Origin of the sequence: Chryseobacterium defluvii (assembly GCF_003634775.1) — a bacterium.
GTDB classification, from domain to species: Bacteria; Bacteroidota; Bacteroidia; order Flavobacteriales; family Weeksellaceae; genus Chryseobacterium; species Chryseobacterium defluvii.
In genome coordinates this window covers 902,068-922,130 of sequence record NZ_RBXB01000003.1, presented here as the reverse complement: position 1 = coordinate 922,130, position 20,063 = coordinate 902,068, and the positions used below count along the sequence as shown (strand labels likewise).

At 35.7% G+C, this 20,063-nt stretch carries 20 protein-coding genes; 6 read left to right on the top strand and 14 right to left on the bottom strand.

What is annotated here, in order from left to right:
- Positions 1–68: 68 nt before the first annotated feature.
- Entirely contained in the window at positions 69–1,037 is a 969-nt protein-coding gene (trpS, locus tag BCF58_RS16125; protein ID WP_121462824.1) for a tryptophan--tRNA ligase, read from the top strand.
- A gap of 53 nt (positions 1,038–1,090) precedes the next feature.
- Here the strand turns inward: trpS and BCF58_RS16120 are convergent, their stop codons facing one another.
- From BCF58_RS16120 to BCF58_RS16095, 6 genes are all read right to left on the bottom strand, one after another.
- Entirely contained in the window at positions 1,091–1,567 is a 477-nt protein-coding gene (locus BCF58_RS16120; RefSeq protein WP_121462823.1) for a hypothetical protein, read from the bottom strand.
- 1 nt (position 1,568) lies between these two features.
- A complete protein-coding gene (locus tag BCF58_RS16115) occupies positions 1,569–2,264 on the bottom strand; it encodes a YjjG family noncanonical pyrimidine nucleotidase (protein ID WP_121462822.1) in 696 nt (231 codons plus the stop codon).
- Positions 2,265–2,464: 200 nt separating this feature from the next.
- Positions 2,465–3,055 (bottom strand): RNA polymerase sigma factor, encoded by a 591-nt coding sequence (locus tag BCF58_RS16110; RefSeq protein ID WP_121462821.1) that lies wholly within the window; start codon positions 3,053–3,055, stop codon positions 2,465–2,467.
- A gap of 196 nt (positions 3,056–3,251) precedes the next feature.
- Complete coding sequence (locus tag BCF58_RS16105) at positions 3,252–3,743, bottom strand: hypothetical protein (protein ID WP_185144854.1); 492 nt, start codon at positions 3,741–3,743, stop codon at positions 3,252–3,254.
- An 82-nt stretch (positions 3,744–3,825) separates the two neighbouring features.
- Positions 3,826–5,106 (bottom strand): methionine adenosyltransferase, encoded by a 1,281-nt coding sequence (gene metK, locus BCF58_RS16100; RefSeq protein WP_121462819.1) that lies wholly within the window; start codon positions 5,104–5,106, stop codon positions 3,826–3,828.
- 239 nt (positions 5,107–5,345) lie between these two features.
- Positions 5,346–6,296 (bottom strand): LysR substrate-binding domain-containing protein, encoded by a 951-nt coding sequence (locus BCF58_RS16095; RefSeq protein WP_121462818.1) that lies wholly within the window; start codon positions 6,294–6,296, stop codon positions 5,346–5,348.
- Between the two features lie 133 nt (positions 6,297–6,429).
- On the opposite strand from BCF58_RS16095, the gene BCF58_RS16090 reads away from it, so the two are divergent.
- The 5 genes from BCF58_RS16090 to BCF58_RS16070 all read left to right on the top strand — a co-directional run bounded on the left by BCF58_RS16090 (position 6,430) and on the right by BCF58_RS16070 (position 10,735).
- Positions 6,430–7,917, top strand: coding sequence for a catalase (locus BCF58_RS16090; protein ID WP_121462817.1), 1,488 nt, complete (start codon positions 6,430–6,432; stop codon positions 7,915–7,917).
- Between the two features lie 105 nt (positions 7,918–8,022).
- On the top strand, positions 8,023–8,790 hold the full coding sequence (locus BCF58_RS16085; protein ID WP_121462816.1) for an enoyl-CoA hydratase/isomerase family protein: 768 nt from the start codon (positions 8,023–8,025) through the stop codon (positions 8,788–8,790).
- Positions 8,791–8,832: 42 nt separating this feature from the next.
- Positions 8,833–9,255 carry a deoxycytidylate deaminase gene (locus BCF58_RS16080; RefSeq protein ID WP_121462815.1) on the top strand — a complete coding sequence of 141 codons (423 nt, stop codon included), beginning with the start codon at positions 8,833–8,835 and terminating at the stop codon, positions 9,253–9,255.
- Positions 9,256–9,262: 7 nt separating this feature from the next.
- Positions 9,263–10,177 carry a site-specific tyrosine recombinase XerD gene (gene xerD / locus BCF58_RS16075; RefSeq protein WP_121462814.1) on the top strand — a complete coding sequence of 305 codons (915 nt, stop codon included), beginning with the start codon at positions 9,263–9,265 and terminating at the stop codon, positions 10,175–10,177.
- 42 nt (positions 10,178–10,219) lie between these two features.
- On the top strand, positions 10,220–10,735 hold the full coding sequence (locus tag BCF58_RS16070; protein ID WP_121462813.1) for an NUDIX hydrolase: 516 nt from the start codon (positions 10,220–10,222) through the stop codon (positions 10,733–10,735).
- A gap of 90 nt (positions 10,736–10,825) precedes the next feature.
- Here BCF58_RS16070 and BCF58_RS16065 read toward each other — a convergent pair whose 3' ends face one another.
- From BCF58_RS16065 to BCF58_RS16030, 8 genes are all read right to left on the bottom strand, one after another.
- Positions 10,826–11,284, bottom strand: a complete 459-nt coding sequence (locus tag BCF58_RS16065; protein ID WP_121462812.1) for a heme-binding domain-containing protein — start codon at positions 11,282–11,284, stop codon at positions 10,826–10,828.
- Positions 11,285–11,289: 5 nt separating this feature from the next.
- Positions 11,290–13,041, bottom strand: coding sequence for an Ig-like domain-containing protein (locus BCF58_RS16060; RefSeq protein ID WP_121462811.1), 1,752 nt, complete (start codon positions 13,039–13,041; stop codon positions 11,290–11,292).
- A gap of 25 nt (positions 13,042–13,066) precedes the next feature.
- Positions 13,067–14,326, bottom strand: a complete 1,260-nt coding sequence (locus BCF58_RS16055) for a serine hydrolase domain-containing protein (protein WP_121462810.1) — start codon at positions 14,324–14,326, stop codon at positions 13,067–13,069.
- 159 nt (positions 14,327–14,485) lie between these two features.
- Positions 14,486–15,415, bottom strand: coding sequence for a 2-hydroxyacid dehydrogenase (locus tag BCF58_RS16050; protein WP_121462809.1), 930 nt, complete (start codon positions 15,413–15,415; stop codon positions 14,486–14,488).
- 118 nt (positions 15,416–15,533) lie between these two features.
- Positions 15,534–16,055 (bottom strand): acyl-CoA thioesterase, encoded by a 522-nt coding sequence (locus tag BCF58_RS16045; RefSeq protein ID WP_121462808.1) that lies wholly within the window; start codon positions 16,053–16,055, stop codon positions 15,534–15,536.
- A complete protein-coding gene (locus BCF58_RS16040; RefSeq protein ID WP_121462807.1) occupies positions 16,043–16,795 on the bottom strand; it encodes an HU domain-containing protein in 753 nt (250 codons plus the stop codon). Before BCF58_RS16040 ends, BCF58_RS16045 begins: the two co-directional genes overlap by 13 nt.
- Positions 16,796–16,937: 142 nt before the next feature.
- Positions 16,938–19,055, bottom strand: coding sequence for a TonB-dependent receptor (locus BCF58_RS16035; protein WP_121462806.1), 2,118 nt, complete (start codon positions 19,053–19,055; stop codon positions 16,938–16,940).
- Positions 19,056–19,296: 241 nt separating this feature from the next.
- A complete protein-coding gene (locus BCF58_RS16030) occupies positions 19,297–20,061 on the bottom strand; it encodes a WG repeat-containing protein (protein ID WP_121462805.1) in 765 nt (254 codons plus the stop codon).
- Positions 20,062–20,063: the final 2 nt, after the last annotated feature.

Here is a 20,063-nt window from a genome sequence, read left to right as displayed (position 1 = left end):
ATTGATTCCAGAAAATCCATTCAAACCTATTAAATTTGCAATTCATTAATTTTTATAAATAAAAACAAATGTCAAGAATTCTTACCGGCATTCAAGCCACCGGAACACCGCACCTTGGGAATTTATTAGGTGCTATTATTCCTGCCATCGAACTATCGAAGCAGGAAGGAAATGAGTCATTTTTATTCATTGCGAACCTTCATTCGCTGACACAGATTAAAAATGCGGAAGAGCTAAAACAAAATACCTACGAGATCGCTGCGGCTTGGCTTGCTTGTGGGCTGGATACGGAAAAAACCTATTTTTACAGACAAAGTGATATCCCTGAAACCTGTGAACTATCTTGGCATTTATCATGTTTTTTCCCTTATCAGAGATTAACGCTTGCTCATTCTTTTAAAGATAAAGCAGACAGACTTCAGGACGTCAATGCAGGTTTGTTTACCTATCCTATTCTGATGGCTGCAGATATTTTATTGTACGATGCGGAAATTGTGCCTGTAGGAAAAGATCAGCTTCAACATTTAGAAATAGCCCGTGATGTAGCTTCCAGATTCAACAACCAGATGGGTGAGGTTTTTGTACTCCCGCAATCTGAGCTTCAGGAAAACACGAAATACGTTCCCGGAATCGACGGACAGAAAATGTCTAAATCCAGAGGGAACATCATCAATATTTTCTTACCTGAAAAAGAACTGAAAAAGCAGGTAATGAGCATCGAAACGGATTCTAAAAGCCTTGAAGAGCCAAAAGATCCTGAAACGGATAAGGTATTCGCCATTTATCAATTGATCGCCACTCCTGGACAGACGGAAGAATTAAGAGCGAAATACCTGGCTGGAAACTTCGGTTACGGACATGCTAAAACGGAACTTTTACATTTAATTTTAACCCGTTTCGCTAAAGAAAGAGAATTATTTACCTATTACATGAATAATTTGGATGAATTGGAAGCCAAACTTCAGGAAGGAGCTGAAAAAACAAGAGTAATTGCTCTGGAGACAATCAAAAGAGTAAGAACAAGTTTGGGAATTTAGTATTCCTGACTTTAAATCCATAAAAAAGCCTTTCAGATTGAAAGGCTTTATTTTTATTCTCCAATTTCTCTCCTCTCCTGAGAGGTAAGATTCATATCATCCGCAAGCTTATTTTTACTTGGTTTCAAAGTGACAAAGTAAAGGATCATCAGAACAGAAAGTATCAGAAATGCAAGATTAGATTCTACTAAAAATAATATAATTCCTAATAAAGCAGGTCCTTCAATTAAAGCAAATTTTATAATCAATGCCTGCTGAATTTTTGCAATTTTATCTTGTAAAGAATCTTTTGTCTCAATTTTACTTTTCAGCGTATTATACAAAAATCCACTGGCAAAAACTCCGGCGATCATAACGACCATCATAATAATCAAAAGAGGGTTTTTGAAATTAAAATCGAAGTTTTCCGTAGGATTTATTACATAAATTATACTCCCCATCGATACCATACCGAAAAGTAAACCGAAAAAAATAACATTGATCCTCTTTAAGGAAGAAGCAAGAGTTGCATTTTGATTTTGAATTTTCATCTTATAGATAGTTTTTTATTTGTAAAAGATACTTGATCGTTTTCAATCCTTCTTCTTCTCTGTTTTCATTCAAGGCATCAAAGAAAATAACATCCATCCCGAAATTTTGCGCGCCCACTACATCTGCAATCCAGTCATCACCAATTAAGATACTTTCCTCTTTTTTTGCTTGAGAAAGCCCTAAAGAGTATTCAAAAATAGCAGGATCGGGTTTTCTTACTCCTACGGAATCTGCACTGGTAATGGTATTGAAATACTTGGCAATTCCCGATAGAAGGCATTTTCTTTCCGTTACTTCCTGAAAACCGTTAGAGATCACATGCAAAGTATATCCCTTTGATTTCAGGTATTGCAAAATAGGTTCTGCCCCCTCCACCAGCTCATTATGATTAAGGATTTTATCAAGAAAATGTTCTTCAAAATACATGGAAAGCGCTTCATTATCAACACCGAAATGGTTGAATGTATCATAAAAACGATGCTTTCTCAGGTATTCTTTTCCAATAATCCCATCTCTGATCTTTTCCCACAGGGTTTCATTAATTTCATGATAAACACTGTGAAATTCTTCAAAATCAATATGATACTGTAAAGTAATTTCCTGTTTTTCGAAAAGGTCTTTGATGGTACGGTAGGCGTTCTTGCGGTGATCCCAAAGCGTATTGTCGAGATCAAAAAAAATGTGCTGAATATTCATACAGCACAAAATTAATAATTTTAATTTTTGGAAATCGGATAATTCTTATTCTTGGTCTTAACAACTTCCAAGTTCTTTGAAAAGTTAAGCAAAAAATCAATTGTTTGTTTTTTTGGTTTCAAAGTTTTCTCTTTTAGGGAATCATTTTTTCTCATAGGCGAGTGAATGTTTTTCCTTAAAACGAGAAATATTAAGAATTATTATCTGGTTAGTATAATATTATTCTCATCCATGATTTTTCTCAGGTTTATCAAGGCATATCGCACTCTTCCTAAGGTTGTATTGATACTCATATTGGTATGATCTGCAATTTCCTTGAAGCTTAAGCCGTCAAAAAATCTTAGTTTAATCACTTCCTGTTGATTTTCCGGCAGGAATTGCAACATTCTCAATAAATCTTCCTGGATCTGATTGGTTACCAGCTGGTCTTCAATGTTTTCAGAGGGTTCTCTTATCAGGTCGAAAATAGAATATTCATCCGTTTCAAAAGTGGTTTCTGAAACTTTGATGTTTTTCGATTTTAATCTGAAGTGATCGATAATAAGATTGTGGGCGATTCTTTTGGCCCAAAGAATAAATTTTCCTTCTTCGTTGTAGCGTCCTTCTTTTAGCATGATGATGATTTTCATAAATGTATCCTGAAAAACATCATTAGCAAGGTCTTCATCATTAATTTTGTAAAAAATGAATGTAAACAGCTCTCTCTGATGACGATGAATAAGCGTTGACAATGCTTCTTCGTCTCCTTTTTGATAAAGGGAAATTAGTAGGCTATCCGATTTTGATTTCATAACTTTCTTCTCAATAATATATTTGTAGACAATTTATCTTCCAGATATTTTATCTGGCTTTAATTGTAAATACAAAACAATTCTTTAGAGTAAAGTCTAATCAATAGGCGGGTACAATTTTATGGATGTAAATATAATAAAATTTTAATAACTGTTAACCTATTATTAATTTTTTCCAAAAAATATTTAAAAAAAATCATTTAAACATATCGTGAATGAATACTGTAGGGATATTTAGTGTGAAATTAATATTCAATCCTTTCAATTGTTTACCATTTAATTCAGCATCTCCGGTGGGAAAAGCATAGCCTCCTGTAAGATCCAGGATCCCGAAAAGGGTGACACCAACCTTAGGAGCGACATATTTATTCGTTCCTTCCGCTCCTATCAAAAAATAATAGGAATGATAGAAATCTACATTTTTTTCAAAATTAAGCAATACATCCGCCTGCAATTTCGGCATGATCGCAAATTGGGAATTGGCAGATCCCATTAGTGCAGAACCTCCCAATCTATAAATCACATCATCATTCTTCAAAAAAAGCAATTTGCCTCCCACTTCCCCAAAACTCTGATTTTGGTATACATATCCCACATTAATCATCTTATGCATTGTATATTGGGCCTTTGAGAAGTTACCTAAGAAAAATACAAGCAAAACAGCAATTGCCAAACGAAAGTTCGTCATCATATCATTTATTTAATGTAAAAATAAAAAAAACTGCCTTATCTGTTGGATAAAGCAGTCATTTATTATTAAAAGCAAGAAATTAAATTCCGAAAGAAGCTTTAATTTCATCTACTTTGTCCAGTTTTTCCCAGGTAAAGAATTCAAGCCCTTCCAGGGTAAGCTCATTCTTTTGTCCTTTATTAAAGGTTTTATTAGCTACATAATGTTCTTTACCCATATGTCCGTAAGAAGCGGTTTCCTGGTAAATAGGATTTCTCAATTTAAGGTTCTGCTCAATAGCATAAGGTCTTAAATCGAAGATAGTTGACACTTTTTTAGCAATGTCACCATCATGAAGATCCACTTTTGAAGTTCCGTAAGTATTGATGTATAAACCACAAGGTTCAGCAACACCGATTGCATAAGAAACCTGTACCAAAACTTCATCAGCAACTCCTGCAGCCACTAGGTTTTTAGCAATGTGTCTTGTTGCATAAGCAGCACTTCTGTCTACTTTTGAAGGATCTTTTCCTGAAAACGCACCACCTCCGTGGGCTCCTTTTCCACCATAGGTATCTACAATGATCTTTCTCCCCGTCAGACCTGTATCTCCGTGAGGACCACCGATTACAAATTTCCCAGTAGGATTGATATGATATTTGATCTGATCATTGAATAAGGCTTTGATCTCTTCTGTCTGTTGAGCCACTACTCTCGGAATCAAAATGTTCTTGATATCTTCACGGATCTTGTTCAACATTTCTTCTTCTGTTCCGAAATCATCATGCTGAGTAGAAACTACAATAGAATCAATTCTAACGGGCTTGTGATCATCAGAATATTCAATCGTAACCTGGCTTTTAGCATCCGGACGAAGATAAGTGATCTCTTTATTCTCTCTTCTGATCGCAGAAAGTTCTTTAAGGATAGTATGTGCCAAATCTAAAGCTAACGGCATATAGTTCGCCGTTTCATTAGTTGCATACCCGAACATCATTCCCTGGTCACCAGCTCCCTGAGCATTAGCCTTACCTTCAAAAGATTCGTCAATTACAGCTCTGTCAACACCTTGGTTAATATCCGGTGATTGTTCATGAATAGCAGAAATAACTCCGCAAGAATCTCCATTGAACATATATTCACCTTTTGTATAGCCAATTCCATTGATAACGTCTCTGGCGATGGTCTGTACATCAAGATAAGCGTCAGACTTCACTTCTCCCGCCAAAACTACCTGTCCTGTTGTAACAAGAGTTTCACAAGCTACTTTTGAATTTTTATCGTATGCTAGGAAATGGTCGATTAATGCATCGGAAATCTGATCGGCAATTTTATCCGGATGTCCTTCTGAAACGGATTCAGATGTAAATAAATAAGACATATTATTCTTTTGTTTTTAAATTAAAAAATTAATGCAGAAAAATATGAAATAATTGCCTAGAAAGCTCAAAAAAAGAATACTGTTTTAGCATTTTTTTATAGAGGTTGCAATCAGGTCAAATTTTTCCTCGTTGATAAACGTTGGCAAATTTAAGCACTATTTTTTTAATACTCAAATTTTTAGCCGCTATTTATAATTTTCTTTAAATTAATGAATTATATTGCTTTATGAGATAGAAACTATTGTGGCTTTATGCTTACAAATTCTTTCGGACTTTGATTAAAATTCAGCTTTTCTTTTAACGAAGCTTTGATAGAATTGGATAATTCATCAATAATTTTCTGTTTGAAAGTCGGTTTATAATAAATCACGCTTATTTCTCTGTAAGGGAAAGGCTTTTTAAATCTGAAAACGTTTTTCTTTTGTTCTTCAGAAAGCTGGCTTAATGCCAATTCAGGTAAAATACTGATTCCGCCTACCTTATCTACCATATGGACAAGAGTCTGGATATTGGAGGCAAGAAAATCTAAGTTCTTGGGTTTTAGAGTATTTTCCTTTAAATGACAAATATTCTCAAACTGATTTCTTAAACAGTTTCCTTCTTCAAGAAGCCATACTTTTTCAACGTTCAGTTCTTCCGGGATGATGTATGAATTCTTTTTATTGGCTTCCGTATCCGAACTGTAGATCATCAATTCCTCATTAAATAAGAAATCCTGATAAAACTCATCGGCACTGTCGTAAGGGGTGGAAATGATTCCCGCATCCAGCTCACCTGCTTTTAAAGCTTTGATAATATTATCCGTGGTCATCTCCTTTACATTCATCTGAATTTTCGGATTTTCTTCTAAGAATTTGAAAATCTCTGTAGGTAAGATGAAAGATGAAACAGTTGGAATGATTCCTATATTAATAGTACCTCCTAAAATATTGTTCAGAAGGTTGGCTTTGTTCTTTAACTCATTGACAGATTCTATAATTACCTTGGCCTGGTCAATAATCTGTAAACCCACATCCGTAGTACGGATGGGATGGGTTGTCCTGTCGAAAACCTTTACATCCAGTTCATCTTCAAATTTTTGTATCATGGCACTTAAAGTAGGCTGTGTAATAAAGCACGCCTGAGCCGCTTTTCCAAAATGTTTATACTTATCGACAGCGATAAGATACTCCAATTGCTGAATGTTCATCTGATTAATATTATCTATTACAAAGATATAACGTTTTTGCTATTAGCAATTAAAAATTCAAGTAAATTTGATATTTATTATGTTTAACAACTACCTTTGAAAAGGAAGAATTATTATTCAAATCATCATTTATATGGATTCTAAAAAATTAACATCAAGTAACGGAGCTCCTTACTATGAACATCAGGATTCCCAGACGGTAGGACCAAGAGGACCAGTGCTGTTACAAGATTTTATCCTTCAGGAGAATCTGGCCCATTTTGTAAGAGAAAGGATCCCGGAAAGAATTGTACATGCAAAAGGCAGTGGTGCTTATGGAAAATTCACTGTAACTCATGATATCACAAAATACACAAAGGCAAAACTATTTTCAAATATTGGGAATTCTTGCAGAATGTTTGCCCGATTTTCAACTGTGGGCGGTGAAAAAGGAAGTGCAGATACGGCAAGAGATCCGAGAGGTTTTGCTTTAAAATTCTATACGGAAGATGGAAATTGGGACCTGGTGGGAAACAACACGCCTGTCTTCTTTATTAAAGATGCCAAGAAATTCCCGGATTTCATCCATACTCAAAAAAGAGTACCGAAAACCAATTTAAAAAGCGCCACCATGATGTGGGACTTCTGGAGCTTAAATCCAGAGTCTCTTCACCAGGTTTTAATTCTGATGTCAGACAGAGGAACTCCCCACGGATACAGACATATGCATGGTTTCGGCTCGCATACTTTTTCTATGATCAATGCGGAAAATGAAAGAGTATGGGTAAAGTTTCATTTGAAAACCAAACAGGGAATCAAAAATTTCACCCATGAAGAAGCGGTGAAAATGGCAGGTGAAAATCCCGATTTTGCACAAGAGGACCTTTGCAATGCGATAGAAAATAGTGATTTCCCGAAATGGACCATGTACATCCAGGTAATGACGGAAGAACAGGCAAAAGAATTCAGATGGAACCCTTTTGATGTTACTAAAGTTTGGTTCCAGAGCGATTTCCCGTTGATTGAAGTGGGTGAAATGGAGCTGAATGAAATTCCGGTTAATTATTTTGCCCACGTAGAACAATCCACATTTTCACCAAGCAATTTAATTAATGGTATCAGCTTCTCTCCGGATAAAATGCTCCAAGGAAGATTGTTTTCTTATCCTGATGCCCATCGATACAGAGTTGGAGTGAATGCTCATCAACTGGAGGTTAACCGATGTCCGTTTTCAATTAATAATTACCAAAGAGACGGATTTATGGCTGACTCTAAAGATTATGGCGATCAACCTAATTATTATCCGAATAGTTTTGATAACATCAAGCCTGATTCATCCTATAAAGATTTCGAATATGAATTAGACAGCTATCACGTAGCGCACTATAACAGGAATGAAAACGACGATGATCATTATACCCAACCCGGTTTATTATATACTAAAGCAATGAATGCGGAAGACAGAGAACATCTTGTTCATAATATTGTTGAAAGTATGAAAGCAATCGACGGTCCAAAGAAAAATGAAATCATAAACCGACAGTTGTGTCACTTCTTCAGAGCTAATATCGAGCTTGGCATGAAAGTAGCTTTGCAACTAAATATCAATATTGATGCGAATATGATGAATCATTCTAAGTAATTATGTCAAATAAATAATCACATACTAAGGAAAAAAAATCAATATTTTTTCCTTTTTTTTGTAAAAAATTTATAATTTGCACTCGATTGTATTTTAAAGTTGAAAATGGGTTACCAAAATATATTATTAGAAAAGGAAGATAAAATATCTATCATTACCATAAACAGACCTGAAAGTTTAAACGCATTGAACGCAAAAACCATTCAGGAAATAAGTTTGGCACTGGATGAATTGAACTCTGATACAGAATGCAGGGTGATTATTATTACTGGGAGCGGAGAGAAATCATTTGTTGCCGGAGCAGATATTAAAGAATTTAGTGATTTTGGACAGGAAAAAGCTGAAGAATTGGCTAGAAATGGACAAAATACACTATTTAATAAAATTGAGAATATGTATAAGCCTGTGATTGCAGCCGTAAACGGTTTTGCATTAGGCGGAGGATTAGAGCTTGCTATGGCATGCCACATCAGATACGCATCGGAAAATGCTAAATTAGGACTTCCGGAAGTTACCTTAGGATTAATTCCTGGGTATGGAGGGACTCAAAGATTACCAAAGCTTATCGGAAAAGGGCTTGCCAACGAAATGATCTTCTCAGCCAAAATGATTCCTGCTCAAAGAGCTAAAGAGATCGGATTGGTGAATGAAGTATACCCTATTACAGAATTACTAACCAAAACAAAAGAATTAGCAAAAAGTATTGCCAGCAATTCACCCATGGCAATATCCAAGGCAATACATGCCGTTAATTTATCAGATACTGATAAAGGCTTTGAAACAGAAATCCAGTATTTCGGCGAGCTTTTTGAATTAGATGATAAAAAAGAAGGAGTGGCTGCTTTTATGGAAAAAAGAAAGCCGAACTTCTAAAACCTTAATACAAAATTATTTCGAAAAAAACAATGCTGCGGTATGAATAAGTTTGATAAAGCTTATCTAAAAATGGCTCTTGAATGGGCAAAACTCTCCTACTGTAAACGAAAGCAGGTAGGGGCTCTTATCGTAAAAGATAGGATGATTATTTCAGATGGTTACAATGGTACTCCTTCAGGATTTGAAAACTGCTGTGAGGATAATGAAGGAAAAACGCACTGGTATGTACTGCATGCTGAAGCTAATGCCATATTAAAACTGGCAGCTTCAACTCAATCTGCAAAAGGAGCAACGTTATATTTAACGCTCTCCCCATGCAAGGAATGCAGCAAACTGATCTTACAGGCGGGAATTACCCGGCTAGTGTATATTAATGAATATTCGGACGATGACGGGATATCATTTTTAAGAAACCATCATATTGAAATAGAGCAAATTTCGGACAATGAATTAAAAAAATAAGCACACAATGACTTGGGATGAAAAAATTAAGGATTTTGAAATCTTTCTTCGATTTGAAAGAAACTTTTCAGAAAACACTCTCGACGCGTATGTACGAGACATCAAAAAATTAAAAGAATACGCAGAAGAAGATCTGGCAAATGTCGGTCCGGATCGTATTGGATACGAGAATTTACAAGAGTATATTTTCAATCTCTCCAAACAAAAATTCAGTGAAAGATCACAAGCAAGATGGATATCTTCCATAAAAGCTTTCTTCAAATTCTTACTGGAAGATGAGTTCCGTGAAGATAATCCGGCTGCTTTGCTTGAAGGCCCAAAATTAGGATTATATCTTCCGGATACATTAAGCTTGCCTGACATCAATAAAATTATCAGCGCTATCGAAGTAAACTCCGATCTGGGAAAAAGAAATCAATGTATCATTGAAGTTCTTTACGGATGTGGACTTCGTGTTTCAGAATTGATTGAATTAAAAATTTCGAATATCAATTTTCAGGAAAATTACATCAAAGTGAACGGAAAGGGCAATAAAACCCGATTTGTTCCCCTTGCTGATTATACCGCTGAATTACTGAAGAGTTACATCAATGACGTACGTGCCAATAACAAAATCAACAAAAAATACGAAGACACTTTGTTTCTGAACAGCAGAGGGACATCCATGTCCAGGGTAATCGTATTTCTGATTATAAAGGAACTTACGGATAAAGCGGGGGTAAGCAAAAAAATATCGCCACATACCTTCAGGCATTCATTTGCCACCCATTTATTGCAAAATGGAGCAGATCTTCGATATATCCAGGAAATGCTGGGACATTCGAGTATAACGACTACTGAAATTTATACTCATTTGAAAACAGAAGAACTTCGGGATGTGATTTTAAGTTATCATCCGAGAAATATTAATATTACTCAATGAAACAAAGTTCCATCTGACATTTGAAAAAATAATTATATCCAGATGAAATTATTGAAATATTGCCCTAGTTGCGGCAAAGAATCTTTACATTGGGACAGCGAAAAAAAATGGAGCTGTCCCATTTGTAATTTTACTCTTTATAATAATGTTGCCGGAGCCGTTGCGGTCGTAATACGATGCGGAAACGAAGTATATCTCACAAGAAGAAACAGGGACCCTAAAAAAGGCAAACTTGATCTGGCCGGAGGGTTTGTTGATCCGAAGGAGAGTGCGGAGGAAACATGCAAAAGAGAACTTTTCGAAGAGCTGCAGCTGGATATCGATATTTCAAACTTACAATACTTAATGAGCCTGCCTAATGTTTATCAATACAAAGAGATCGATTATAATACAATTGATCTTTTTTACGAATACCATGTTCCTGAAAAATTTGAAGTGAATCTTGAACTTTCTGAAATTTCAGAAGCCGTATGGATTCCTTTGAAAGAGCTGGATCTTGAAGATATCGCTTTTGATTCTCAGAAAAGGTTTTTTGAAGAGTATTTGAAAACTATATAATCTTTTCCCACAGATTTCGCAGATGAATACAGATGTTTATGAATATATACACTGTAATAAGTTGTGAAATCTGTGGGATATTTTTTTAAATTAATAGATGTTAGATGTTAAAATACCCTGAAAATAATTAATCAGCAATGTCTTTTCTGCTTCGGATAGATTGGCTTCCTTATGGTAGACTATATACCCGGGCATCGGCATGGTCTTAGCCTGAATAGTCTGAATGGATTTGGTCAGCATATTCGTTTTTAAATCCTTATTGTAGGTTTCCCAGATAGAGAAGTTAAGATGTTCCCTGCCTTCATTGATATGACTTTTCACCGACCATGACAAAGGTGCTATATAGGCATATTTAGGATAAACGGTTTCATCTGAATGACAATCGTAGCAAGCTCCTTTAATTAATTCCTTAATTTTTTCCGGTGTCTTTTGGGAGACTACAAAATTTACCTTTTGATCAACGGGTTTATTTGCTCTGTCTACCGGAATAAATTGGATCAATGTAAAGCCTATCAAACTCCAGAATACTATTTGTTTGAATTTTTTCATTCCAATTATTTCACCGGTGTCAAAAGAGTTCCGTTTTTATTTGCATTATTTAAGGTTGGCACTGGTCTGTCTTGAGTTTTCGGTGTGGTCTCATTAGAAGGCGTAGTTCCTTTAGGACTTTCCAGCGTTCTCGTATCTTTTAAGTCCCAATTCTCAACAGAATCCCACAACGGCCTTACAATGGCCATTTTATAGAATACATGGGAATCTTCTGCAAAAGTTCCGTTTTCAAAATCCGATTCGTCCCAATATTGATTATCATTATTGTCAACCAAAATTCTTACGATATATTCTCCGGGTTTGATGGTATTGAATTTAACGCTTTCTCCTTTTGTATATTTTTGATACTGAACTTTCTCTGACGAATCCAATAACTGAATCCAATAATTTGTTTCAGGTGTATTTTGAAGATTAAAGGCTAAGCTTCCATAATTTTCAATCTTATCGAATTCAAAATCAAATCGTTTGGAAACGGAATTTTTAGCATAAAAGGAAGAAACGGTTTCTTTAGGAACGGTAAGCTGATATTTCTTTCCGGCAACGAAATCGGATTGAATAAGAATCTGATAAGGATTCGTTTCGGAAATTTTGGCTGTAAACTGTTGGGTCGTTACACTATCACTTTTCAGTACCCATTTGTCTGTAGTTATTTTATCAACGATATAATTGGAAGTAATTTTAAAGTCAGATTTCGGAGGTAATACTCCTACTTCATTGTTGACGATATCCATTGCATTTTTTGCATTGTATTTATAAAACAATGATGCATTATAAAGGGTATCTTTCTTTTGATCTGCATTATATCCGAATTTTAAGTTTTCCGTTGCAGTTTGCCCAACATCACTTTTTACGGCATCAAACCAGATATTTACCGTATCCGATTTCGGGCGATGGGTAACTTTAATATCTTTAAGCTTATCATTAAGTGAAACCACTTTTACATGTTGCGGTTTTCCTTCAAAAGTCATTGTAATTCCTCCGGGAGATTCTTTCATCTCCAGATATTTTATAGCTTTTTTAGATGGATAGACCTTCAGATTCAACCCTGAAACTGATTTTTCAAAATCGATGGTTTCCTTCTGAAACCCGATTTTTTCTTTTCCGGGATCATAAATGGAGTTCCCGTTTTCATCTTCAAAAGCTATGATCTTATACTTTCCCGGCGACAGATAATTAAGCTCATAATATCCATCATCATCAACTTTGGTAATATAATACGGTTTCTGTTTAAAATTGATGGTGTCTTTAGCCTGGTACAACCCTACAACAAGCTTGTTATCTGTATTGGTAGTCTGCTTTTTTATTGCAAGAGCATCCTTAATCTCTCCACTGATGTAAAGATCATCTAATTTTTCTCCCGTAGAAAAGGCAAAATTGAAATAACGCAGGATATTGGCCTCGTTATTATCTACAATAGAATTTCCGAAATTGAAGTTATAAGTCGTATTGGCTTGCAAAGTGTCTTCCCATTGGATCAGAACATATTTATTTGCAATATTGGAAGGAAGAATTCTCTTAATTTTCTTAATTGGCGGGGAAATAATCAAATTTTTATTGATATCCTTCAATGTGATGTATTCATCAAAATCCAGGCGTAATTCTTTGATATCCCTGGAAACATTTACTCTTGTAGTATCAATATTAGAGCTTAAAAACTTGGGGGCCAGAGAATCTTTCGGACCACCGACAGGTGAACCAACCCTTGCACATGACTGTACAAGAAAACCGATGATGAATAATAGAAAAAGTTTTTTCATGAAGATGTTTGAGCAAAAGTAAACATTATTCTCCAAAAACTTCATGTCCGCTTTTCAGAGAATCCTGGTTATCATTCATAATGCTGTGAAGCTTGTCTTTCTGTACGGGAAAATTTTCAAAGAGCCCCGATAAGGCAAGTGCCGTATACACCCTGTTGGAGTATTTATTTCCGATGGCAACAATCGTCACTTTTGATTTTAGCAAATGGGCAAAAACAGCATTGGTGCCGTGCCACCATCCATTATGATACGTTAGTTTCTCACCATTATCAAAGATTTTCATTCTGAATCCTAACCCGTAATTATTCATTCCTGCTTTCTCATTGCTGTATGGCGTGAATACCATTTCCATAAGTTCAGGCTTCAGGAAGTTGGCGGAGAACATAGCTTTAGAAAAATTATACAGATCTCTTGGAGTTGTGTATATATTTTTATCACCATAAATAAGGTCCAGCCTATCCAAAGGATATAACCTGTTCCCTCCATAATAAAATGACTGTGCCGCAGTAGGAATATCCTTTTCCTGGAAAACGAAACTGTCATTCATTTTTAGGGGTGTAAAAACCATTTCTTTCATTGCCTGCGGAAAAGGCATCTGAGTTACTTTTTCAATTAATAAAGCCAACAAGGCAAAGTTGGTATTACAATACATAAAACCTGTATCTGTATCTCTGGCCAATTCAGGTTTGTACTTAATGATCATATTTAGAATATCCTGATTCGTCAGATAAGATTTTGAAAGTTCTGCAGGTGCCGGCTGAATTTTAGTAATAAAATATTCATATTTAGGAAGCCCGCTTCTTTGATCCAAAAGAGTTTGAACGGTAACATTAGGATATGGAAATCCCGGAAAATACTGGGATAGGTTATCAGTCAACTTTATTTTTCCCGCTTCCACCAATTTCATCATAGCCATTGCCGTTAGTGTTTTAGAAACCGAAGCTACATGTAGTGGTGTCTCTTTTCCAATTGGCATCTGATTCCCTTCTCTTCCGAAGCCTCTGTAATTTTCATACAAAATTTCATCGCCTTTCGCCACCAGTATTCCACCGCTAAGATTACTCCCTTCCCAGATATTTTTATAATATTTATCAATAAAACGAACAATGGAATCTTTATTAGAAAGTTGGCTGTCTGTTTTCGTAAATACTTTATCCAACTCTACATTTCCAAAATTAGGAAGTTGGGTAGCAGCGGCTACGGATTCGTTTGATTCAGACTTATTTTTACAGGAAAAAAGGAATATAATTGCGGTTAAAACCAATACAAGATTAAGCTTCTTCATGAGTTCAAAAAATGAGCAGCAATTTAATAAAACTCAAAATAATTATTAAATAGTTCATAGGACATTATGAATTATTTAACATAAAAGAAAGCAAAACTGAGATCACAAAAAGAGTAAAAAAAATAAGATTGAATTTACAATTGGGAGTTGATGCTATCTTTAACAAAAGGAGGCAACAATTTTATCCACAATTACCTGAGCAAGTTTTTCCTTGCTTTGATGCGTCCATCCAGCAATATGAGGGGTCACAATTGTCTTTTCTGACTCTAAAAGAAACTTCAGATCATCGTTTTCAGCCTCCAGATGTTCGAATGAGGATTTTTCATACTCTAAAACATCAAGGCATGCTCCTTTTATTTTCCCCGACCTCAACCCTTCAACTAAAAATCTAGTTTCCACATTTTTTCCTCTTGCCGTATTGATGAAATAAAAATCATTTTTCATTTCAGAAATAAACTTTTCATCAATGAGATAGTGCGTTTCAGTGGTCAGAGGAATATGTAAGCTTACAATATCCGCTGTGTTTTTTAATTCTTCCAGAGTAACCTGTGTTGCAAATTCATCAGAAAGACCAGGGAGTATATCGTGGAAAACCACTTTACATCCGAATCCGGACAGTCTCTTCGCAGTAGCTTTTCCCATATTTCCATATCCGATAAGCCCTACTGTTTTTCCTAATAACTCATCTCCCCTGTTTTCTTCCCGTTTCCAGATTCCGTTTTTCACTTCCTGCGAAGCAATGAAAAGACGGTTCATAAGGATCAATAACATTCCTACGACGTGCTCTGCCACAGAGTCTCTGTTACCTTCCGGAGAATTGATCAGTTGAATTCCCAATTGTTGAGCTGCTGCCACATCAATATTTTCCATACCTGCTCCTACTCTGGCAATAAATTTCAGATTTTTCCCTTTTTCAAGGAAGTTTCTATCTAAAGGAATACGGCTTCTGATGATGATGCCATCATAGCTTTCAATTCTATGGCAAATTTCATCGTAAGAAGATGTAAAATCTTCTTCCAAAACAAAGCCTTTAGTCAGCAGTTGTTCTGTGATAAGAGGATGGTTTTTATCTAAAAGGAGAATTTTCATTTTACTTTAAATGCAAAGTCCACAAAGATTCATGATAAGCGGCTTGTTTTTAAGTTGCAAAGGCGTTAACATTTAACAAAGACTATTACGACGTTTTTGGCTAAACTTGTAATTTGGATTAGCTTGGTTCCTGGAAAAGCTTCTTAAGCTCAACAGACTCCAGAGGCTTCATTCTTCCTGAAAGGATCAATGAAAGTTCTTTTCTACGGAAAGCAGCATCAAATCTAGCTTTTTCTTCTTCCGTTTCAGGTACCATTTCCGGGATTGGAATGGGACGGTTAAACTCATCTACCGCTACAAAAGTATAAATCCCTTCATTGGTATGTACTTTTTTCTGGTTGATGGGATCATCCAACCAAACATCTACATAGACCTCCATAGAAGTTGAAAATGCCCTTGATACTTTTGATTCCAGCACCACTACTCCGCCTTCAGGGATCGGATGATTAAAGGAAACGTGATTCACAGAAGCTGTTACCACTCTTCTTTCACAGTGTCTGGCAGCAGAAATGGAAGCACATCTGTCCATTTTAGCTAAGAGCTCACCTCCAAAAAGATTTCTTAAAGAGTTAGTTTCATTAGGAAGTACGATATTGGTCATAATAGTCAGAGATTCTGACGCAGTTTTTATTTTTGCCATTTATTAATCTTAGTGTTTTTAGATGTCAAATTTTTGACACCTTTTTTAGCTGCCGATGATACTGCTGAATCTTTTTTCAAAGAATCAGACATTTTCACCTGAGCGGAATCTTTTTTAATTTTTACTGTATCCTTTACAATTCTGTGTGTTTTGGTTTGTATAGAAACCGCATCAAAAGATTTCTTTCCGAAAAGAAATTCCTGCTGTGTGTAGGCTAAATACATAAGTCCTAAAGCCGGAATAATGAAAAGAAAAACCCATAGAATAGATCTGTTGAATTTATAGTCCTCTTCAGTATTATTTGTTTTCCCGGCTGTTCCGGCAGTATTGATATCTGAGATTCTGATTTCTTCTAATCCGTAGTAGTCAGGATGATCAGTCTGTAACCTATGTCCTTTAAAATGAGTCTCCCCATCTTCAATATATATTGTTCCCAGATTTTGAATTTCCAAAAGCAGATCTGCCTGAAGTCTTTTTTTCCAAAAATCGGTCTGGATCAGCAGTTCATTTTTAGCAGACTCTATGGAAATCTGTTTCTGGTTACTGATAAATGAAACGAGCTCATCAGAACGCACTTCATAATCGGATATAAATGCAATCTGGCTGGAAGGCGGAAGTATGCTCCCGTTCTCCGCATTGATGATTGCCTTGGAATTTTCCAGATAAAATACACCAAAGCCCGGAACTTCAACAGTACCAAATTGTTTCAGGTATTCGAGAATGTAAGCCGAAATATTCATTTGGCAGCAAATTTAAAACTTTTTCATGACTTTTTATGACATTCTTGATATGAAAAAAAAGACTGCCGGAGCAGCCTTCGAGTAAAAAATTTAATCTAACTTCTATTTTACTATTTTAAAAATAAAATATCTGTTTTAATTGTTATTGAATTTTCCAGCTGATCCCAAACATAAAATTGGTTCCCGCCTGTGAAAAATAATAAGGAGAACCATCCCAAACCGCACCGTTATTCACATACTTTTTATTGAAAAGGTTATTAACCAGCAACTTTAAAGCAATATCGTTATTCGCAATTTTGAACTGATACTGTGCATTAAAATCCGTAAGGAAATAATCTTCCAATTGCAGATTTTTATCTTCCGTATTATCCAAATACTGCTTTCCAACATACTGATTCATGAATGCCAGCTGGAAATTTTTTGTCGGACTAAATTTCAATCCCAGATTCGCAATAACATCCGGTGAAAAAGAAGTTTGTGTATTTCCAAGATCTTTCACTCCTGACTCATCTTCTATTTTAAAATCCAGGTTCCTGTTTTGGCTTAAAGTAAGGTTTCCCGAAACCTCCCATTGCCTGGACAATTTAGCCAATGCCCCAATTTCAATACCTCTTCTGTAACTTTTCCCGGAATTGGCCCTGATAAAGGCTCCCACATTGTTTAGCTCACCCGTTAAAACCAACTGATTCACATAATACATGTAATATAAGTTAGCCGTTAATGATAAAATTCCGAATTGCTTTTCAATCCCGGCTTCAAAATCGTGAAGCTTCTCTGCTTCAGTATCATTATTGGCAAACAGATCATCCCTGTTCGGTTCACGGTGAGCATGTGCATAAGAAAGAAAAACCTTTCCTTTTCCTATATTATAGTTAACACCTGCTTTTGGATTGAAGAACAGCCAGTTTCTATTTAAGTCTGCTCCTTCGTAATCACCTTGTGTAATAATTTTTGTGTCGTAATCAATATGTCTTAGCTGCAGGTCTCCGAAGAATTCAAATTGATTCACTCTGATTAAAGCTTTTGCAAATCCGGCTGCTTCGTTTTTCACGGAACGGTTTCTGTAATATTCATGCTCATCTATCTGCGGATAAAAAACACCCGTTACATTTCCGAAATGCCTTCCATAATATTGATTCACTACAACTCCGAAATTAATATCCAGATAATCAAACTTTCCGTAAAGCGTGGAAACCAATCCGTAAAAATCATTATTCAACCATTTTTTTCTGATAAAATCTGAGTATTCTACAGCTTGCCCGCCCTCAATAAGATTAGGCAAATTGTATCTTGAAAAAGGATCACTCTGTTTGTAATTTTCATAATACCCTTTTCCTTTGGTATAATGCAAAGTGGTTTCTAGATTCCATTTCTCACCAATCCCCTGTTCCCAGAATAACTGATAATGGTTTTGCCTGTAATTATCAGTTTCATTATCATAAAATCCGACAATATTTTCCCAATTGGCATCATAAATAGCACCGGAAATATTGAATTTAGGATCTGTTTTCCAGGTTTCCCTGTCAATTCCGTTCCAGGCCTGATATGTCTTTTCTTTTCCGCCAAATGCCATCAAACGAAGCTTTGTTTTCCCGTCTTCGAATAACGCGGTAAAATTATAAGAATGCAGATTAGAAGAAGCCCGGTCTATATATCCGTCAGAATGGATATGGGTATATCTTCCCATTACGGAAAGACGGTTTTTCCAAAATTTTCCGGAGCCCACTTCCGCAGAATATTTGTATGTGTTGAATGATCCGTAGCTGTCATCCGTTTTAAAATAAAACTTCTCTTCCGGTTCCTTAGAAATCACATTAATACTGGCTCCAAATGCTGAAACACCATTATTAGAAGTCCCCACTCCTCTTTGAATAAGAATTTGAGAAGCAGAACTTGTGAGATCCGGTACATTCACAAAAAAGGTTCCCTGACTTTCGGAATCGTTATATGGAACTCCATTCATCATAACATTAATTCCACTTCCTCCGACACCACGAATTCTAAAACCTGTATATCCTACCCCGTTTCCTGCATCGGATGTGGAAATAACCGAAGTCTGGTTTTTTAGAAGTATGGGTAAATCCTGTCCGAGATTTCTACTGTCTACGTCTTTTTGAACATTGATGATCTCTTTAGCAACAGGAAGTCTTTTGGTAAAATTAATGGCTTCGATTTCTCTGATCTTCAAAGAATCTGGATTCTGAGTTTGAGCAAATGCCAAAGAACTTGCGGTAAGTCCTAAAAAAAATAATCCTTTCATTCTATAAATTTTAAAATTTAATGAATAAAAGGGGCGATTATGATACAATTGATGAGTGATCTCTATGCGATCATTTATCGCTTATCATCTATCAATTATTTTACATGTGTCCCTAAACAGCATTACCCGTTCAGGTTCATTGGGTATAATCTCAGCCTGTTACAGCACCCCTTTATTTCTGCCGCGAAATTACAAAAATTATTTGAGTTATCAGAAAATGAAAAAATATAATCCCAATGTATCAGTACGCCTTATTCTTGGAATCAATATAATAATAGCTTTTCCCGTCTTTGGTAACTTCAAACATTTTACCTAATTTCCAGCTGAAGTTTCTTTTAATATTGGAATATTCGAAGGGAATGATAATTTTATTATTAATATCAATCACTCCAAACCTGTCATTGTGTGAAGCTACAATCATCGGGTTGGAAACATCATCTCCTTCCAGAATATGCAAATATTGATATTGAGGATAAATCTGATAATCCCTGTAATCTGCTGCATTCACGAATTTTGCTGGCTCAATGATCCCGTAAAAACCATTGGAGACATACGCCTGATATTGCTGTTGCTTATATTCGCTTTTACATTTTCCCAAATCGGAAGTTTTGTATTGATATACTTTTTTTCCCGCCTGATTGATCCTGTAGGAAATCATATCTTTTTCTACCGTGGCATATTCCTTTGTCCCAAACTTTCTTACCTTTTCATTCGGGGAGCTTAAAAGATTACAGTCCTCTGCAAAAAAAACGGCAATATGATATTCGGGTTGAATAATAAATTTTCCTTTTTGATTGATATACCCGAACAGATCATCTTTCTTTTGCGGAATCAAAACCGGAACATCCTCATTAATCCGAACAAGATCTGGATTCGGTTTGGAAGCCGCTGCTTTTTTAGCAGCTGTTTTGGAAGTAGTTTTCACAGGTAATTTCTTCACAGATTTTGTCTGTGAAAAAATAAAAATCGAAATTAAGGTCAATAAAAAACCAAACGTCTTTTTCATAT

What these genes read in the sequence shown, in the direction of transcription:
- BCF58_RS16035 (WP_121462806.1), bottom strand. Translation starts at nt 19,055, where the DNA reads ATGAAAGGATTATTTTTTTTAGGACTTACCGCAAGTTCTTTGGCATTT.
- BCF58_RS16120 (WP_121462823.1), bottom strand. Translation starts at nt 1,567, where the DNA reads ATGAAAATTCAAAATCAAAATGCAACTCTTGCTTCTTCCTTAAAGAGG.
- BCF58_RS16030 (WP_121462805.1), bottom strand. Translation starts at nt 20,061, where the DNA reads ATGAAAAAGACGTTTGGTTTTTTATTGACCTTAATTTCGATTTTTATT.
- BCF58_RS16070 (WP_121462813.1), top strand. Translation starts at nt 10,220, where the DNA reads ATGAAATTATTGAAATATTGCCCTAGTTGCGGCAAAGAATCTTTACAT.
- trpS (WP_121462824.1), top strand. Translation starts at nt 69, where the DNA reads ATGTCAAGAATTCTTACCGGCATTCAAGCCACCGGAACACCGCACCTT.
- BCF58_RS16065 (WP_121462812.1), bottom strand. Translation starts at nt 11,284, where the DNA reads ATGAAAAAATTCAAACAAATAGTATTCTGGAGTTTGATAGGCTTTACA.
- BCF58_RS16080 (WP_121462815.1), top strand. Translation starts at nt 8,833, where the DNA reads ATGAATAAGTTTGATAAAGCTTATCTAAAAATGGCTCTTGAATGGGCA.
- BCF58_RS16095 (WP_121462818.1), bottom strand. Translation starts at nt 6,296, where the DNA reads ATGAACATTCAGCAATTGGAGTATCTTATCGCTGTCGATAAGTATAAA.
- BCF58_RS16105 (WP_185144854.1), bottom strand. Translation starts at nt 3,743, where the DNA reads ATGACGAACTTTCGTTTGGCAATTGCTGTTTTGCTTGTATTTTTCTTA.
- BCF58_RS16060 (WP_121462811.1), bottom strand. Translation starts at nt 13,041, where the DNA reads ATGAAAAAACTTTTTCTATTATTCATCATCGGTTTTCTTGTACAGTCA.
- xerD (WP_121462814.1), top strand. Translation starts at nt 9,263, where the DNA reads ATGACTTGGGATGAAAAAATTAAGGATTTTGAAATCTTTCTTCGATTT.
- BCF58_RS16085 (WP_121462816.1), top strand. Translation starts at nt 8,023, where the DNA reads ATGGGTTACCAAAATATATTATTAGAAAAGGAAGATAAAATATCTATC.
- BCF58_RS16040 (WP_121462807.1), bottom strand. Translation starts at nt 16,795, where the DNA reads ATGAATATTTCGGCTTACATTCTCGAATACCTGAAACAATTTGGTACT.
- metK (WP_121462819.1), bottom strand. Translation starts at nt 5,106, where the DNA reads ATGTCTTATTTATTTACATCTGAATCCGTTTCAGAAGGACATCCGGAT.
- BCF58_RS16050 (WP_121462809.1), bottom strand. Translation starts at nt 15,415, where the DNA reads ATGAAAATTCTCCTTTTAGATAAAAACCATCCTCTTATCACAGAACAA.
- BCF58_RS16090 (WP_121462817.1), top strand. Translation starts at nt 6,430, where the DNA reads ATGGATTCTAAAAAATTAACATCAAGTAACGGAGCTCCTTACTATGAA.
- BCF58_RS16045 (WP_121462808.1), bottom strand. Translation starts at nt 16,055, where the DNA reads ATGGCAAAAATAAAAACTGCGTCAGAATCTCTGACTATTATGACCAAT.
- BCF58_RS16115 (WP_121462822.1), bottom strand. Translation starts at nt 2,264, where the DNA reads ATGAATATTCAGCACATTTTTTTTGATCTCGACAATACGCTTTGGGAT.
- BCF58_RS16110 (WP_121462821.1), bottom strand. Translation starts at nt 3,055, where the DNA reads ATGAAATCAAAATCGGATAGCCTACTAATTTCCCTTTATCAAAAAGGA.
- BCF58_RS16055 (WP_121462810.1), bottom strand. Translation starts at nt 14,326, where the DNA reads ATGAAGAAGCTTAATCTTGTATTGGTTTTAACCGCAATTATATTCCTT.